19 protein-coding genes and 1 other annotated feature are annotated in these 16328 nt (G+C 62.0%); of the genes, 8 read left to right on the top strand and 11 right to left on the bottom strand.

Annotated features, from left to right (window positions below; genetic code table 11):
• Window positions 1-37 precede the first annotated feature (37 nt).
• Window positions 38-1030: a LacI family DNA-binding transcriptional regulator gene (locus AC02Y0_RS12940; RefSeq protein WP_476379314.1), complete on the top strand. Its 993-nt coding sequence runs from the start codon at window positions 38-40 to the stop codon at window positions 1028-1030.
• A gap of 45 nt (window positions 1031-1075) precedes the next feature.
• On the opposite strand, the gene AC02Y0_RS12935 is transcribed toward AC02Y0_RS12940, so the two are convergent.
• From AC02Y0_RS12935 to AC02Y0_RS12915, 5 genes are all read right to left on the bottom strand, one after another.
• A complete protein-coding gene (locus AC02Y0_RS12935; protein WP_476379313.1) occupies window positions 1076-2767 on the bottom strand; it encodes a methyl-accepting chemotaxis protein in 1692 nt (563 codons plus the stop codon).
• A 172-nt stretch (window positions 2768-2939) separates the two neighbouring features.
• Window positions 2940-3818 carry a MerR family transcriptional regulator gene (locus AC02Y0_RS12930; protein ID WP_476379312.1) on the bottom strand — a complete coding sequence of 293 codons (879 nt, stop codon included), beginning with the start codon at window positions 3816-3818 and terminating at the stop codon, window positions 2940-2942.
• 175 nt (window positions 3819-3993) lie between these two features.
• Window positions 3994-5472, bottom strand: coding sequence for a sulfate adenylyltransferase subunit CysN (cysN, locus tag AC02Y0_RS12925; RefSeq protein ID WP_476379310.1), 1479 nt, complete (start codon window positions 5470-5472; stop codon window positions 3994-3996).
• A gap of 1 nt (window position 5473) precedes the next feature.
• Complete coding sequence (cysD, locus tag AC02Y0_RS12920) at window positions 5474-6430, bottom strand: sulfate adenylyltransferase subunit CysD (RefSeq protein ID WP_476379309.1); 957 nt, start codon at window positions 6428-6430, stop codon at window positions 5474-5476.
• Window positions 6431-6622: 192 nt separating this feature from the next.
• Window positions 6623-7396 (bottom strand): phosphoadenylyl-sulfate reductase, encoded by a 774-nt coding sequence (locus AC02Y0_RS12915; RefSeq protein ID WP_476379308.1) that lies wholly within the window; start codon window positions 7394-7396, stop codon window positions 6623-6625.
• Between the two features lie 195 nt (window positions 7397-7591).
• Here AC02Y0_RS12915 and AC02Y0_RS12910 point away from each other — a divergent pair, with 195 nt between their 5' ends.
• Window positions 7592-8023, top strand: a complete 432-nt coding sequence (locus tag AC02Y0_RS12910; RefSeq protein WP_444557711.1) for an RrF2 family transcriptional regulator — start codon at window positions 7592-7594, stop codon at window positions 8021-8023.
• A 93-nt stretch (window positions 8024-8116) separates the two neighbouring features.
• On the opposite strand, the gene AC02Y0_RS12905 is transcribed toward AC02Y0_RS12910, so the two are convergent.
• The 5 genes from AC02Y0_RS12905 to AC02Y0_RS12885 form a co-directional block, all read right to left on the bottom strand.
• Entirely contained in the window at window positions 8117-8365 is a 249-nt protein-coding gene (locus tag AC02Y0_RS12905; protein ID WP_476379307.1) for a hypothetical protein, read from the bottom strand.
• Window positions 8366-8471: 106 nt separating this feature from the next.
• Complete coding sequence (locus AC02Y0_RS12900; RefSeq protein WP_444557712.1) at window positions 8472-8720, bottom strand: hypothetical protein; 249 nt, start codon at window positions 8718-8720, stop codon at window positions 8472-8474.
• A gap of 117 nt (window positions 8721-8837) precedes the next feature.
• Complete coding sequence (locus AC02Y0_RS12895) at window positions 8838-9086, bottom strand: hypothetical protein (RefSeq protein ID WP_444557712.1); 249 nt, start codon at window positions 9084-9086, stop codon at window positions 8838-8840.
• A 103-nt stretch (window positions 9087-9189) separates the two neighbouring features.
• Window positions 9190-9438: a hypothetical protein gene (locus tag AC02Y0_RS12890; RefSeq protein ID WP_112241935.1), complete on the bottom strand. Its 249-nt coding sequence runs from the start codon at window positions 9436-9438 to the stop codon at window positions 9190-9192.
• 126 nt (window positions 9439-9564) lie between these two features.
• The gene (locus tag AC02Y0_RS12885; RefSeq protein ID WP_102020326.1) at window positions 9565-9807 is read right to left on the bottom strand and encodes a hypothetical protein; all 243 of its coding nucleotides are present in this window, start codon (window positions 9805-9807) and stop codon (window positions 9565-9567) included.
• Between the two features lie 555 nt (window positions 9808-10362).
• On the opposite strand from AC02Y0_RS12885, the gene AC02Y0_RS12880 reads away from it, so the two are divergent.
• The 5 genes from AC02Y0_RS12880 to AC02Y0_RS12860 all read left to right on the top strand — a co-directional run bounded on the left by AC02Y0_RS12880 (window position 10363) and on the right by AC02Y0_RS12860 (window position 14658).
• Window positions 10363-11379, top strand: a complete 1017-nt coding sequence (locus AC02Y0_RS12880) for a sulfate ABC transporter substrate-binding protein (protein ID WP_476379304.1) — start codon at window positions 10363-10365, stop codon at window positions 11377-11379.
• Window positions 11380-11526: 147 nt separating this feature from the next.
• Window positions 11527-11582, top strand: a sequence feature (sul1 is cis-regulatory element that is thought to sense ions involved in sulfur or methionine metabolism; They are found in Alphaproteobacteria).
• A 73-nt stretch (window positions 11583-11655) separates the two neighbouring features.
• Window positions 11656-13143, top strand: coding sequence for a SulP family inorganic anion transporter (locus tag AC02Y0_RS12875; protein ID WP_476379303.1), 1488 nt, complete (start codon window positions 11656-11658; stop codon window positions 13141-13143).
• A 174-nt stretch (window positions 13144-13317) separates the two neighbouring features.
• On the top strand, window positions 13318-13695 hold the full coding sequence (locus AC02Y0_RS12870) for a DUF6152 family protein (protein WP_476384021.1): 378 nt from the start codon (window positions 13318-13320) through the stop codon (window positions 13693-13695).
• Between the two features lie 38 nt (window positions 13696-13733).
• A complete protein-coding gene (locus AC02Y0_RS12865; RefSeq protein ID WP_476379302.1) occupies window positions 13734-14171 on the top strand; it encodes a DUF6644 family protein in 438 nt (145 codons plus the stop codon).
• A 115-nt stretch (window positions 14172-14286) separates the two neighbouring features.
• Window positions 14287-14658: a hypothetical protein gene (locus tag AC02Y0_RS12860; protein WP_476379301.1), complete on the top strand. Its 372-nt coding sequence runs from the start codon at window positions 14287-14289 to the stop codon at window positions 14656-14658.
• A gap of 64 nt (window positions 14659-14722) precedes the next feature.
• On the opposite strand, the gene AC02Y0_RS12855 is transcribed toward AC02Y0_RS12860, so the two are convergent.
• On the bottom strand, window positions 14723-15202 hold the full coding sequence (locus tag AC02Y0_RS12855) for a TetR/AcrR family transcriptional regulator (RefSeq protein ID WP_476379300.1): 480 nt from the start codon (window positions 15200-15202) through the stop codon (window positions 14723-14725).
• A gap of 186 nt (window positions 15203-15388) precedes the next feature.
• On the opposite strand from AC02Y0_RS12855, the gene bdcA reads away from it, so the two are divergent.
• A complete protein-coding gene (bdcA, locus tag AC02Y0_RS12850; protein ID WP_476379298.1) occupies window positions 15389-16102 on the top strand; it encodes an SDR family oxidoreductase in 714 nt (237 codons plus the stop codon).
• The last annotated feature ends 226 nt before the right edge of the window (window positions 16103-16328 follow it).

Raw genomic sequence — 16328 nt, 5'->3', positions numbered from 1 at the left:
TACGAGAAAACGTCGTCAGCGCCAGGATAAGGTCACTTTGTCTGACGTCGCCCATCAGGCGGGTGTCAGCGCCATCACCGTTTCCCGTGCCCTGCGCGATCCTGAAAAAGTCTCACCCCATTTGCGCGATACAATCCTCAGGGTTGTCGAGGAGATGGGTTATGTGCCCGATCTCGCGGCGAGGGCGCTTGCCAGCAAGAACAGCGGTCTCGTCGGCGTCATGTCGCCCGGATTGACCAGCCATGCCTTCCTGGCCCTGATCCGGGGCATCGAGGATCGCGTCCGCTCCTCCGATCTGCGCATCCAATATGCAAGCGCCGATACCGACGCCGAGGATCAGCTTCGCCAGTTGCGCTTCTTTCTCTCGCAAAACCCGGCCGGCCTCATCCATGTGGGCCAGATCGGCGATGCCGCGATCGATGATCTCCTGCGGCGGGCGCCTTGTCCGGTCGTCGAGATCATGGATGTCAGCCGGCAACCCTCGGACATGGCGATCGGCATCGATCACCGTCTGGCGGCCGAGACGGCAACGCGGCATCTGATTGAAAAGGGCTACAGGCGCATTGCCATGCTGGGCGGCGCCTGGGATTTCCGCGCCCGCCGCCGTCTGGAAGGCTTTCAGGCGGTGCTGGAAGAGGCCGGCCTGTTCGACCCGTCCCTCGTTCTTTCCATCGATGGCAATACGAGTGTGGGGTTGGGATGCCATCTTCTCGACCGGCTGAAGACCGAAGCCCCGGATGCCGATGCCGCCTTCTGCCATAACGATGACATCGCGCTCGGCGTGCTCTTCGAATGCCAGCGGCGTGGGCTCTCCATTCCCGGGGATTTCGGCATCTGCGGCTTCAATGATCTCGATTATGCGGGCTTTGCCTTCCCGGCGATCACTTCCGTGCGCGTCCCGCGTTACGAGATCGGCTATCGCGCAGTCGACATGATCATCCGGGCGGCCGGCTCGGGCGCGTCTCCGGCAAAGCTGGTCGATCTCGGCTATCAGCTCGTGCAGCGGGGCTCCACAGCACGGCAGGGGTGACCAAAGGCCACCCCTGCGCATGCTCTTCTGCTTCTCTTGGGCTGATCAGGCGGCGCGGGCGCTGCGATGCACTGCGCTGCCGCCATGGTGATTGCCCAGATTGAACTGGTTGATCATGCCGCGCAGCTTCTGCGTTTCGCTGGAAAGGGTGGACGCCGCAGCACTGCTCTCTTCCACCATGGCCGCATTCTGCTGCGTCGTCTGGTCCATGCCGTTGACGGCGCTGTTGACTTCCACCAGGCCCGACGACTGCTCGCGAGCAGCCGTGGAAATGGCCACCACATGGTCGTTGATCTCGACGATCAACTTGCTGATCGATTTCAGCGCCCCGCCGGTATCGCTGACCAGCTTCACGCCACTCGAAACCTCGCTGGCCGAGTTCTGGATCAGGTCCTTGATCTCCTTCGCCGCCTTGGCTGAGCGCTGGGCGAGTTCGCGAACTTCCTGGGCAACCACCGCAAAGCCGCGACCGGCCTCACCGGCGCGGGCTGCCTCGACGCCGGCATTGAGCGCCAGCAGGTTCGTCTGGAAGGCGATTTCGTCGATCACCCCAATGATGTTGGAAATCTTGGACGACGAATCCTCGATGCGGCTCATGGCGTCCACGGCCTGCGACACGACTTCACCGGACTTCTCGGCGCTCGCCTTTGCAGAACCCGCGACATCGCGCGCTTCCTGGGCGCGTTGGGCAGATGAGCCGACATTTGCGGTGATCTCTTCGAGGGCGGCTGCCGTTTCCTCGAGATTGGCAGCCTGGCTTTCGGTGCGCCGCGAAAGGTCACCCACGCCCTGGCCGATTTCCTGCGTGCCCTGGCTGATTACCTCCACGCTGGCCGAAATCTCGCGGAACGTGTCGCAAAGCTGGGACACCGAGCGGTTGAGATCATGGCGCAGGAACTCGAATTCAGCCGCGAAGGGTTCGGTCAGCTGGAAGGCAAAATCACCGGAACAGAGACGCTTCAGCGCGTCGCCGAGCGAGCTTACCGTGCGCACGCGGGCCGTGACGTCGGTCGCAAACTTGACCACCTTCACCACCTTGCCGTTGATATCGAGGATCGGGTTATAGGAAGCGGCAATGATGACTTCCTTGCCGTTCTTGGTGAGGCGCGGGAATTCTGCCGCGATGTACTGGCCTTCGCGCAGGGTCTGCCAGAACTTCTTGTATTCCTCGGAATTGGAATGGCCCTTGTCGACGAACATGCTGTGATGCTGTCCGATGATTTCCCCCGGCGCATAGCCCATCAGCGTAAAGAAATTCTGGTTGGCGCTCATGATCTTGCCGTCGACCGAGAACTCGATGATGGCCTGAGAGCGGCTGATCGCGGCGATCTGCGCCGTGTAGTCCACATTCAGCAGGCGTGCCTTTGCATCGGCCCACTCGACGACGAAGCCGACGGTCTTTGCACCCTGCTGCAGCGGCGTGACGAGAAGGTCGAAGACGCGGGTACCGACGGTGATCGTCGCGCTGTGGCGGCTCTTCAGCGACGCCAGCATGTTGCGCTGGTGGGACGGGTTCTTGTGAAAGACGTCGATATTGCTGCCGATCAGGGAGGCCACGCTGAACTTCGGCAGCTCCTTCTTCAGATCCGACTCGGCTTCCTTCAAAAGGTCCACCACCGCCGGGTTCATGTATTTGATGTTGAGCTTGGCATCGGCGATCATGACATTGGCTTGCAGCGCATCGAGCGCAAGCATCTTGGCAGCGTTCCCCGTATTCACGAAAGCAGACAGTCCCATAGCCCCTCCGACTGGTGCCAGCGGTCCTGCCCACTGGCGTTGCGAAAATTAGATATCGTGAAAATGCATACAATAAATAAACGAAACGCTAAAACAGGCGTCGCTTGTCTACCTTTTCGGGGCGAAAAGGCAGTCTGTGCAAAAAAAATGGGGTCAGGTGAGGAGGGACCGCTTAGACGGCTTCGCGAAGGTCCGAAGCTTTTGCCGCCAGCATGTCGAGGAATGTATCGAGATCCTGGAGAAACAAGACGCCCGGCATCTCCGACATTGCCATATAGGCGGCGCCGCCGATCCAGATCGCGATGCTTGGCAAGAGCGCCGCGCGTAATTCGCCCAGATGTCGCTCGAGAGGCGCCTTGCGACCGGTGAGCGCGCTCAGGCAGACGCAGCGGACATTGCGCCGGTGGGCGGCATCGACGATCTCGCGGGCGGGCAGGTTGGCACCCAGAAACAGCGCATTCCAGCCCTTGAGACGTGCGAGCAGGGTGGCGACCAGCGCCCCCATGTCGTGCTCTTCCTTTTCCGGTGTCGTCGCGATCAGACGTGGCGCGTTGATGGCAGGCGGCGGACAGCGATCGAAGAGCCCGCCAAGTATGCGCTTGATCTGCGCCGTCGTCATGTGCTCGGCGGCAATGGTCACATCGCCCGCCGCCCACAGCGAGCCGATTTCCCGCATCAGCGGCAACACGGTTGCGCGGATGAAATGCTCGGGCGCATCCCGTTCCGCCCGCGTCTGCAGCAGGCTCTGCAGCCGTTCGCTATCCAGGGCCTTCACGGCTTCCAGAATGTCGGAGAGGGCGTTGCGGGCTTCCAGCTCATATTCGAGCCGCGACAGCATTTCTGTCGAGAGCGGTACAAGAGAGCCGATCCGGTGGCCTGCATCGCTGCAGCTTTTCAGCAATCTCAGGCGTTCCACCTGTTCACGGGTGTAGAAGCGCCGTCCCGTCGGGCTGCGTTCGGCAGGTGTGATCCCGTAGCGCCGCTCCCAGGCATGCAGCAGGAGCTTCGAAACGCCGCTCGTGGCGAGTGTTTCGGCAAGGCCAATCAGCACTTCCCTTTCCTGATGCCTGTTTCGATGCATGCCCACCCCAAACTGATTTGCACCATATATTAGCGTGGCATTTCAGGAAGAAAAGCGGGCTTGCTTGACCGATGCTGAAATGCAATCGGCCCGCGCAAGGGCGGGCCGATTGACACCGTTTGGCGGTGTATTCTGGGCCAGGCTATCAGCCGTCGATATCGTCGAGCAATTGCCGGGCAGCAGCCGTGGTGACGCGGCGGGTTTCCACCTCGTCACGGCGGCTGGCGAGCAGTTCGGTTGCCAGCAGCTGTTCGGCGAGATCGGATGGCAGCGACAGGATGACGCGACCGTCATGGGCGTTCAGACCGCCGAGTTCGGTGCGCTTGGCGGTGATCATCCCGCCCGCCATCGTGTTGTTGGTATCCGGATCGATCAGGATGAAGGCGCCGGTGCCACGGTTCAGCTCGTAAGGGTCGAAGATCGCGGTTTCGTCGAAGGACAGATGCACCTTGCCGATCGCGTTCATCTGCAGCATCTCGGCCGCCTGCCACTTGCCGGACTTGAGCTCAAGCTGCTGTACCGGCTGCACCTGCACGCGCTGGCGGCGCGAGCCGGCCTTCAGCCAGTAGCGCTTGCCGGGCACGATGCCGTCTGGCTGAAGCGCCACGATCTGCGCGTCGAAGGCAAGGCCCGTCTGCGGCTGGGCGTCGAGCGAAACGATCATGTCGCCGCGCGCCACGTCCACCTGACGGTCGAGCACCAGCGTGATCGCATCGCCTGAAACGGCCGCATTGCGCACGAGGTCGAAGGTGACGATCTGCTTGACGTTTGCCACCTGGCCGGAGGGCAGGATGGCGACGCTGTCGCCGGGCTTCACCGCACCGCCGGCAACCGTGCCCTGATAGCCGCGAAAGCTCTCGCCCGGACGCGAGACGCGCTGGACGGGCAGGCGGAAACCGGTCGACTGGCCGGAGCGCAGCGTGGCAAGCTCCAGCGTCTCGACCAGTGTCGGGCCTTCATACCACGGGATCACAGACTTGCCGGAATAGACGACGTTTTCGCCCTTCAGCGCCGACATCGGGATGGCGGTCACCTGGCGCACGCCGAGCGACAGCGCCAGCGCCTTGAAATCGGTGCTGATCTGGTCGAACACGGCGCGGTCATAACCTACGAGGTCGAACTTGTTGACCGCCAGCACGAACTGCTTGATGCCCATCAGCGAGGCGATGGTGGCGTGGCGGCGGGTCTGTTCGAGCAGGCCGGCGCGGGCGTCGACCAGAAGGATCGCAAGATCCGCCGTCGAGGCGCCGGTTGCCATGTTGCGGGTATACTGCTCGTGGCCGGGGGTGTCGGCGACGATGAAGGAGCGGCGGTCGGTGGCGAAATAGCGATAGGCGACATCGATGGTGATGCCCTGTTCGCGCTCGGCCTGCAGACCGTCGAGCAAAAGCGCGAAATCCGGCAGGCCGAGATCGTTCTGCTGGCCGGAATCACGGCGCAGCGTCGCGGCCTGGTCTTCCTTGACGGCCTTGGTGTCCCACAGCAGGCGACCGATCAGCGTCGACTTGCCGTCATCGACGGAGCCGCAGGTGATGAGGCGCAGCGGGCGGCTATCACGGATGACCGGTGCAGTGTCGGCGAGCGGAGCCTCGGAGGCGAGGGCGGTATTGGCTTGGGCGGTCATCTCAGAAATATCCTTCGCGCTTCTTCTTTTCCATCGATCCGGCCTGGTCGCGGTCGATGGCGCGGCCCTGGCGTTCGGAGACGGTGGCGATTTCGAGTTCGGCGATCACCGCATCCAGCGTGGTCGCGTGGGACCGGATGCCGCCGGTGAGCGGCCAGCAGCCCAGCGTGCGGAAGCGCAACATGCCTTCCTGGACCTGCTCGCCGGGCAGTGCTTCGAAGCGCGGATCTTCCGCCCACATCAGCATGCCATCACGTTCGACATACTTCTGGTTCTTGGCGTAGTAGAGCGGCGGCAGCTCGATGTTTTCGGCCTGGATGTAGCGCCAGATGTCGACTTCGGTCCAATTCGACAGCGGGAAGGCGCGCACGCTCTCGCCGCGGCGGATCATGCCGTTATAGATGTTCCAGAGCTCTGGACGCTGGTTGCGCGGATCCCATTTGTGATCGGGCGTGCGGAAGGAGTAGATGCGCTCCTTCGCGCGGGAGGCTTCCTCGTCGCGGCGCGCGCCGCCGAAGGCCGCGTCATACTTGCCGGCGTCGAGCGCCTGGCGCAGCGCTTCCGTCTTCATCACGTCGGTATGATAGGACGAGCCATGGCTGAACGGGCCGATGCCCTCTTCCTTGCCGCGCGGATTGGTATGCACGATCAGATCGAGGTCGAACTTCTCCGCCGTCGCATCGCGAAACGCGATCATCTCGGGGAATTTCCAGCCCGTGTCGATGTGGAGCAGCGGGAAGGGCACGCGACCTGGGAAGAAGGCCTTGCGCGCCAGATGCAACAGTACCGAACTATCCTTGCCGATCGAATAGAGCATGACCGGCTTCTCGAACTCGGCCGCCACTTCGCGGAAGATGTAGATGGCTTCGTTCTCAAGCGCCTTCAGATGCGGATCGAGCGGCGGCTTGGTGACGGGATCCTTGGAGTGCGGATCGAATTCGGATGTATGGGTGTGCATGGTCTTCTTTTCTTTCACTGGGCTTGTCGCCCTCAGTCCTCGTTCGAGTTGCCCCTCATCCGGCTGCCGCCACCTTCTCCCCGCGAGCAGGGAGAAGAGACTCGCGGCGCCGTTGGCGGCTCCCCCTTCTCCCCGCCTGCGGGGAGAAGGTCCCGGCAGGGGGATGAGGGGCACCGGCAGGGCTAATTCAGTTCAAGCCGGCGTCGGCACCAGAGACGTTGCCGCCTCCGGAACATGCAGCCCACATTCCCGCTTCTCGTCATTTTCCCACCACCAGCGGCCGGCGCGTTCCGGCTCGCCGGGCTTGATCGCACGGGTGCAGGGCTCGCAACCGATCGACGGATAGCCTCGGGCATGCAGCGGATTGATCGGCACGCTTTCGGCTTCGACGTAAGTGTTGATGTCGTCGAGCGACCAGTCGGCCAGCGGGTTCACCTTGATCAGGTCGCGCTCCGCGTCATATTCGGCAAAGGGCGTGGCCGCGCGGTTGCCGGACTGGGAGCGGCGCAAACCGGTGATCCAGAAGCGGGCACCTGACAGCGCCTCCGCCAGCGGAACCAGCTTGCGCACATGACAGCAGGCATGGCGGGCTTCGACGCTTTCATAGAAACCGTTCAGACCATACTTCGCTGCATAGGCATCGATATCGTCAGGCTTGGGGTAAAAGCGCTTGATGGAAATTGCGAAACGCTCTTCCGTCTCGGCGATCAGGTCGACCGTTTCCTTGAAGAGCCGTCCTGTCTCCAGCGTCGAGACGTCGATCGGAAGCCCGGCAAGGCCGATCGCTGCCGATATCACCTGATCCTCGATGCCAAGCGAGGTGGTGAAAACGGCACGGCCCTCAAGGGCGGCGACGATGCGCAAGCGGTCGGTGAGGTTTGCGGATGCCAGCTGCTGGTCCAGCGCCCTGGCCAGGTCTGCGGAAGTGTCGAAGGTCATGATAGGATCCCTGCTCAGTGCCGCCATTATCCGGCAAGAGCAGGGGTGCGGACAGAAATCGACGTGCGCCGAGCCGCGAACAAAGAGCAAATATCTCTCTCGCAGAGAGATATCGCGGCAATTCGTGCCGCAGGGCTCAAATGACACGTGGAACGGCATGGCGAATTGCGCTATGGCCGGAGGCACGATTTCCGGGCCGGCCCTGGCGGACAATGACGATCGATGATCACACAGAAAGCCAAATATGCGCTTAGGGCGCTGACACTTCTCGCCCGTGCCGAGCCGGGTGAGCCGATCCAGATCCCTGATATCGCCGACAAACAAAAGATCCCGAAGAAGTTCCTCGAGCAGATCATGCTCGACCTGAAACGCGGCGGCATGGTCGAAAGCCGTCGTGGCAAGCAGGGCGGCTATCTTCTGCACCGGCCGGCAAGCGAGATCACCTATGGCGAAGTGCTGCGCCTGATCGACGGTCCCGTCGCGCCCTTGCCGTGCCTGTCGCTGACGGCCTATCGCCGCTGCGAGGATTGCGATGGCGAGACCGATTGCGAGATCCGCCGGGTCTTTGCCCGCGTCGCAGATGAAACTCGCGCAGTGCTGCTCTCGACGAGCCTTGCGGATGCCGCCGGCGAAGTCAGCGAACCTCCCCACTGAACTCGACCTGTCGAAGGTCTTTCACGCCATCCCTCTAAAACGCAAAAAAAGGCCCCGGGGCCGAAGCCCCGAGGCCCACCACGCACCCTTGAATTAGGAGGCGTTGGAAACCGTGCGGTTAACCAGGGTCACCGACTTGTCGGCATTGACCTTGTAGATCTCGCGAACGTCGCGGCCGTCACCGTTTGCGAAGGTGTGGAAGAAGGTCGAACCGGCCGGAGCCTTTTCCAGCATGACGTTGGCGTTGTCGTAGGTGATCGAGCCCGGGATCGGCTGGACGGAGGCGAAAGCGGCCGAACCAGCTGCGAGGGAGATGAGGGCTGCAGAGATGATGGTCTTCATGGTGATATTCCTTTTGTGCGTTGGGTTGGCGGCGACCCGGTTGGGGGAAGGGGGAGAGGGGAACCGGGCCGGCCGCCGAGGGGTGCGTCCTTGGGAGGCGCGTTGATTAAGAAGCGTTGGAAACCGTGCGGTTAACCAGGGTCACCGACTTGTCGGCATTGACCTTGTAGATCTCGCGGACGTCACGGCCGTCACCGTTGGAGAAGGTGTGAAAGAAGGTCGAACCGGCCGGAGCCTTTTCCAGCTGAACGTTTGCGTTGTCATAGGTGATCGAGCCCGGGATCGGCTGAACGGATGCGAAAGCGGCCGAGCCAGCTGCGAGGGTGATGAGGGCTGCGGAGATGATGGTCTTCATGATCTTAGTTCCTTTGTGCGTTTGGTTGGCGGCGGCTCAGTGTCAGGGGGGAGGGGCCAAGCCAGCCGCCGGGGGTCTTTTGCGTCTTGGGAGGCGCGTTCGTTCAGGCGCTTCGGATTAGGAAGCGTTCGAGACGGTGCGGTTGACGAGGGTCACCGACTTGTCGGCATTGACCTTGTAGATCTCGCGAACATCACGGCCGTCACCGTTCGAGAAGGTGTGGAAGAAGGTCGAACCGGCAGGTGCCTTTTCCAGCTGAACGTTGGCGTTGTCGTAGGTGATCGAGCCCGGGATCGGCTGAACGGAGGCGAAAGCGGCCGAGCCAGCTGCGAGGGTGATGAGGGCTGCAGAGATGATGGTCTTCATGATCGTGTTCCTTTGTGCGTTTGGGTAGGCGGCGGCTCAGTGTCGGGGGGGAGGGGCCGAGCCAGCCGCCGGGGTCTTCTGTGCGTCTTGGGAGGCGCGTTGATTAAGAAGCGTTCGAGACAGTGCGGTTGACGAGGGTCACCGACTTGTCGGCGTTGACCTTGTAGATCTCGCGAACGTCGCGACCGTCACCGTTGGAGAAGGTGTGGAAGAAGGTCGAACCGGCCGGAGCCTTTTCCAGCTGAACGTTTGCGTTGTCGTAGGTGATCGAGCCCGGGATCGGCTGGACGGCGGCGAAGGCGGCCGAGCCAGCTGCGAGGGTGATGAGGGCTGCGGAGATGATGGTCTTCATGGTCGTTTTCCTTATCTTGAATTGAGCGACACGCTTTGTGTTCAGCTCAGGATTGTGGTTGTGGGTATGATCAGTCTGTAGTCTCGGTCGTCAGTCTCAGAGATGTGTCTCTGGTCGTCGGGGCGTTCAGTCGCTGTTTGATACGGAACGCGAGACGAGGGAGACGGTCCGGTCTGCATTCACCTGATAGATCTCGTGGACCTCGGATCCATTGGCGTAGAAGGTATGGAAGAAGTTCGAACCGGTGGGAGCCTGTTCGAGCCTTGGCTGCGCACCGCCATAGGTGATCGAGCCTGGGATCGGCTCTACCGCGAAGGCGGCCGATGTGCCTGCGAGGGTGGTAAGGAGTGCTGCTGCGATGATCTTCATTGTGGTGTACCTTTAGAACCTTGCTAATCGAACTGCTCGGTTCGATGAGATGTATTTGGCGCAGAACGCTTGGGATTACAATACCCCTTTGCGCACAATCGAACTGATTGGTTCGGTGAAAATACCCGGTATCCCGGTTGGCACTTGAAAAATGGAGTGAGGAAAATCAGAGGCTTAGGCTGTCTTTTTGCTGTCATTTAACTATGACATACAACGATTATTTTTTATTCTTTTCACCCTTTTGTGACTGCCGTTTGAGCAGTTTTAAGGGTGGCGGGGGCTTACCCGTCGCACTCGGTCCGACGCTTGCGCCCCTCCAAACAGCATTTCGTCTCCGCATTCGAAATGCCTCTTCGCGCCCCTAATCGCCACCCTCACGTTCTGCCGAACCCGTCTTCCGCGGAAGCTTTCACCAAAACCACGCCCCCAGGCAGCATGACCGTCGCGCCTGTGGCGGGGGCAGGGGAAACGCTTTTGCGAACTGTTTCCCCTGCGTTGACTAAGACGACTAGTCAGGTAGTCTTAAATCGTTAACGCCAGAGAGGAGGCACAGACATGAAGTGCATTGGGAAAAATCTTGCGGCGTTTCTCGTCGGCTTGAGCCTGTCCACCGGCCTTGTGCTGCCGGCGGGTGCTGCGGAGCTCCTGAACGTCTCCTATGATCCGACGCGCGAGTTCTACGCCGAATACAACACCGCCTTTGCCAAACACTGGCAGACCGAGGCCGGCGAGACCGTGACGGTCAGCCAGTCGCATGGTGGATCCGGCCGCCAGGCCCGCGCCGTGATGGAGGGCCTTGAGGCCGATGTCGTCACCCTCGCCTTGCAGAGCGACATCGACATCATCTCCGAGCGGGCAAAGCTGATCGCGCCGGACTGGCGCACGCGCCTGCCGAACAATTCGTCCCCCTATACCTCGACCATCGTCTTCCTCGTGCGCAAGGGCAATCCGAAGGGCATCCAGGATTGGGGCGATCTGGTGAAGGGTGACGTGCAGATCGTCACGCCCAACCCGAAGACCTCGGGCGGTGCGCGCTGGAACTATCTTGCCGCCTGGGCCTGGGCCAACAAGGAATTTGGCGGTGACCAGCAGAAGATCCGCGACTACATCGCCGAGATCTATCGTCGCGCACCCGTGCTCGACACCGGCGCCCGCGGCTCGCTGACAAGCTTTGCCCAGCGCGAAATCGGTGACGTTTTGATCTCCTGGGAGAACGAGGCCTATCTCGCCGGCAAGGAATTTGGCGCCGACAGTTTCGACATCGTCACGCCCTCGCTCTCGATCCTCGCCGAACCGCCGGTCGCCGTTGTCGACGTCAATGTCGACAAGAAAGGCACCCGCAAACAGGCTGAAGCCTATCTGAACTACCTGTACTCGGCAGAAGGCCAGGCGCTTGTCGCCAAGCACTTCTACCGCCCCTCGCGTCCGGACCTCGTCGCCGCAGGCTCCGGTCCCGAACTGCCGAAGCTCGATCTCGTCACCATCGACGATCCGCTCTTCGGCGGCTGGGCCAAGGCACAGCCTGAGCATTTCGGCGAAGGCGGCGTCTTCGATCAGATCTACCGCCCCTAACGGGCCGGATCCTCCCAAGGGTCAGGAAGGCGGTTCCGAAAGGGCCGCCTTTTCTGTTTGTAGATGAAGTGAAGAGATAGCCTCCCACCGGCCAGCCGTCGCCCGTCGTTGCGCCGCAGCACCTTTTCCGCTAGAAAACCTCATCCGCATGGACCCGGTGCAAATCCGGGTGGCTCTTCTGGCCGCCGATCCGCCAGACAACACAGCAACGCAACCATCGTATTTTCCTGGCCCGAGACCCTCTCGGACCGTTGCAACAACTGTGAAAAATCAACAATGCAAACTCTCAATCAGTACCGCCGCGAGTGGTTCTCCAACATCCGTGGCGATATCCTCTCGGGCATCGTCGTAGCACTTGCCCTCATCCCCGAGGCAATCGGCTTTTCCGTCATCGCCGGCGTCGATCCCAAGGTCGGCCTTTACGCCTCCTTCGCCATTGCCTGCGTCACCGCCTTTGTCGGCGGCCGTCCCGGCATGATCTCGGCGGCCACCGCCGCCACCGCCGTGATCATGGTGACGTTGGTCAAGGAACACGGCCTGCAATATCTCTTCGCCGCCACCATCCTGATGGGCGTGATCCAGATCCTCGCCGGCTTCCTGAAGCTCGGCCGCGTCATGCGCTTCGTCTCCCGCTCTGTGATCACCGGCTTCGTCAACGCGCTCGCCATCCTCATCTTCATGGCGCAGCTGCCGGAGCTGATCGGCGTGCCGGGCCTGACCTATGCCATGATCGCCGCCGGCCTGGGGATCATCTACCTCTTCCCCTATGTGACCAAGGCGATCCCATCGCCACTGGTCGCCATCGCCGTGCTCACCACGCTTGCCTGGTGGACGGGCATGGACCTGCGCACAGTCGGTGACCTCGGCGAACTGCCCTCGACGCTTCCCGTCTTCCTGCTGCCGGATGTGCCGCTCACCTGGGAGACACTGCAGATCATTCTGCCCTATTCGATCACGCTCGCCGCCGTCGGCCTGCTGGAATCGCTGCTGACCGCCCAGATCGTTGACGACATGACGGATGCGCCGAGCAACAAAAGCCAGGAGTGTATCGGCCAGGGCACGGGCAACATCGCCTCCGCGTTCATCGGTGGCATGGGCGGCTGCGCCATGATCGGCCAGTCGGTCATCAACGTCACCTCCGGCGGCCGTGGACGCCTGTCCGCCTTCGTTGCCGGCGCCTTCCTGCTGTTCCTGATCGTCGTGCTCGACGATCTCGTCCGCATCATCCCCATGGCAGCGCTCGTTGCCGTCATGATCATGGTCTCAATCGGCACATTCTCCTGGCGCTCGATCCTCGATGTCAGCCGCAATCCCTGGCAGTCCTCGGTCGTCATGCTGGCAACCGTCGTCACGGTCGTGGCCACCCACGACCTCGCCAAGGGCGTCATCGTCGGCGTGCTGCTCTCCGGCATCTTCTTCGCCGGCAAGGTGGCCAAGCTCTTCCGCGTAACCCGCCTTGCCGATGGCGCATCCGGCACGGTCACCTATCGCGTCACCGGCCAGATCTTCTTCGCCTCGGCCGAGAGCTTCATCCACGCCTTCGAATTCACGGATGTTGCGGAGAAGGTCGTCATCGACGTCACCGCCGCCCATCTCTGGGACATCACCGCCGTCGGCGCGCTGGACAAGATCGTGCTGAAATACCGCAAGGCCGGCATCGAGGTCGACGTCCTCGGCTTCAACGCGGCCAGCGCCGACATGGTCGACCGCTTCGCCCTGCACGACAAGGATGAGCGGCTCGCAGCCAGTGCTGCCTTGCACTGACCTGCCTTGCACTGAAATGAGGGCAGGGGGCGCCCATAAACCGGCGCCCCTGGCTGACTTCACCTTGCGATCAAGCAAAGGTGAGGTCGCAAAACCGGATCCGCGCACTACCCTTGATGGTAGGTGTGACCCAATCCGGAGACGATCATGACCCGCTCATTCTCCCTGCCGACTATGACCAAACCCACGCTTGCCCTCTCGGCCTTGGCCGGTGCAGCCCTTCTCGCCGGTGCGGCCATGGCCCATCACGGCTGGTCCTGGGCCGAAGCCGACCAGATCAACCTGACCGGCAAGCTCACCGCGATCTCCTTTGCCCCGCCGCATCCGACCCTTGAACTCGACACCGCCGACGGTGCCTGGCGCATCGAACTCGGCAATCCCGGCCTCACCCAGCGTTCCGGCTTTGTGGAAGGCGTGGTCGCCGTCGGCGATGAAATCACCGTGCGCGGCAATCGCTCGCTCGATCCGAATGAAAAGCGGCTGAAGGCCGTGCGTGTCATCGTTTCGGGCAAGAACTACGACATCTACCCCAACCGCATCGTCACCAACTGACGGTCATGGAGTGGCTGGCCCCTCTCGGCGAAAGCGCAGTGGCAAAAGCGCTCACCCGCTCGCCGACGCTCTACATCTTCGCCAATGCCGGCCATATCCTGTCGCTTGCCATGCTGATCGGCGCGAGCGTCATCCTCGACCTGCGCCTGCTCGGCGCCTTCGCCCGCCTGCCGATTGCCGATACACTGAGCGTACTGTCGCGCATCGCGGCCATAGCACTCGGCTTTGCGGTCCTAACGGGCGTGCTCCTCTTCTCCGTGCGCCCGCTCGAATATGCTGCGAACCCAGCCTTCGTGATCAAGCTGTTGCTCGTCCTCATCGGCACGGCCAATGCGCTTGCCGTGCATCAGTCCCGTGCCTGGCGGGCCCTGATCGCAGGCGCGCCCTCAACCTCACCGCTGCGGCTGGCCGCACTCGCCTCGCTCATCCTCTGGCCCGCCGCCCTTTTGGCCGGTCGCTGGATCGGGTTTCTCTGAGTGTTTCCGCACCGGAACAAGGGCCTAGATCCTGCCGAAAATGACGATTGTCAGCCGATTGCGCCCGGCTGAACCAGTGTTATCCTGCGGGCTTGTTGTATCGGGGGATTTCAACATGCCACAATTATCTGTCTGCTATTTCCGCACGGCGATCCTGTTCCTGATCGCCGGCATCTGTGTCGGCCTCTACATGTCGATCACCCACCAGTTCGAGGCGACCGGCGCACATGCCCATATCAACCTGCTCGGTTGGGTGACGATGGCGATCTTCGGCATCTACTACGCGCTGAACCCGGTTCAGGCCGCCAGCCGCATCGCCAAGATCCAGTACATGCTCTACACGATCGGCATCCTGGTCATGGCGCCCGCGCTCTTCCTGATGCTGACCGGCAATCCGGCGCTCGAACCCGTCGTCGCGGTCTCCTCGCTGGTCACCTTCGCCGGTGTCCTGCTGTTTGCGGTGATCCTGTTTACGCGCAAGGCCTGAGGGAAGGGCGGCCCCTTCGGGCCGCCACTCTCCCCAGTCCGTCGTTCATCCGTCTGGAAACAGTTCATTCCTGCAGTGACTGTTCCAGCGCCGTTTCTGCGAGCTTCGCAATAGCCATCAGCCGGTCGAAGGAAACGCCCGACCGCGCCTTGGCCGACATCCCGGCCATGGTCGCACCAACAAAATCCGTCACCTCATCGGCTCTGTCCGGATGGCGTGCGGCGATATAGCTGCGGATCACGTCCTCGGCACCCCGCTGAAAGACACAGGCTGCAGCCCGTGCCTCCGGATCGTCCGATCGCGCGCCTTCAACCACCAGGCATCCGGTCGCCTCGGGATTATCAGCGTAACGGCGGGCGGCCTCCTCGAGCACGGCACCGAGGCACGCGGCCACCCCTTGGTCGGGACGCAGGAGATCGGCAAGCGGGATCGCGCCGGTTGCCGCATAACGGTCCAGAACCCGGCCATAGAGCCCCATCTTATTGCCGAAGGCGGCATAGAAGCTCGGCGGGTTGATGCCGAGGGCGGCCGTAATGTCCGCCACTCCAACCGCATCATAGCCGCGAGCATGGAATAGCTGCTGCGCTACCGCCACACCTTCCTCGGGATCGAAGCGACGCGGTCTGCCTCGCGTTTGCATCTTTTTTGTAGTGATCACTATAAAAAAACCTTGAAGCTTGAGATCTAGTATTTATGTAGCGCTCGTTACGTAAACTCTCAAGGAGCAGAAATGTCCAATTTTGAAGGCAAATCCGTACTGGTGCTTGGCGGCAGCCGTGGAATAGGAGCAGCCATTGTCCAGCGGTTCGCAAGCGCTGGCGCAAACGTCACCTTCACCTATGCCGGATCGCAGGCTGCCGCTGAACAACTGGCGTCAGAGACCGGAAGCACGGCAGTCGTCACCGACAGTGCGGACCGCGATGCCGTGATTGCAAGGGTCCGCGACAGCGGCCCCCTCGACATCCTCGTCGTCAACTCCGGAATCGCCCTCTTCGGCGATGCGCTGGAACAGGACGTCGACGCCATCGACCGGCTGTTCCAGATCAATATCCAGACGCCCTATCACGCCTCGGTGGAAGCGGCGCGGCAGATGCCGGAAGGCGGGCGCATCATCGTTATGGGCTCCGTCAACGGCGATCGCATGCCGGTTCCGGGCATGGCATCCTATGCTGTCAGCAAGTCTGCGCTGCAAGGACTTGCCAGGGGACTAGCGCGCGACTTCGGTCCACGCGGCATTACCATCAATGTCGTCCAGCCTGGGCCGATCGACACCGATGCCAATCCTGAGGGTGGTCCGATGAAAGACCTGATGCACAGCTTCATGGCGATCAAGCGCCACGGTCGGCCGGAAGAGGTCGCAGGCATGGTGGCGTGGCTGGCAGGCCCTGAGGCAAGTTTCGTAACGGGTGCAATGCACACGATCGACGGGGCCTTCGGCGCCTGAACACCTGCCTTCGAGCAGGGCAATCGCATGTGCAGCAAGACCCCCTCTGGCCTGCCGGCCATCTCCCCCACAAGGGGGGAGAGAACTCGCTGCACGCCCTCGGTTCCGGCCACAAAAGGGCGCGGCCGGGTTAAGCCCTCCCCCTTGTGGGGAGGGTTTGGGAGGGGGCTTTCCCTTCCATCTGCGCTTCGCCCGCGCCCTCGGTGGGAGCGGTTGCTGACGTAGG

This window comes from Allorhizobium sp. nf9_anc, assembly GCF_056323085.1.
The sequence above is the reverse complement of the archived record's forward strand: the minus strand, read 5'-3'. Positions and strand labels throughout refer to the sequence as shown.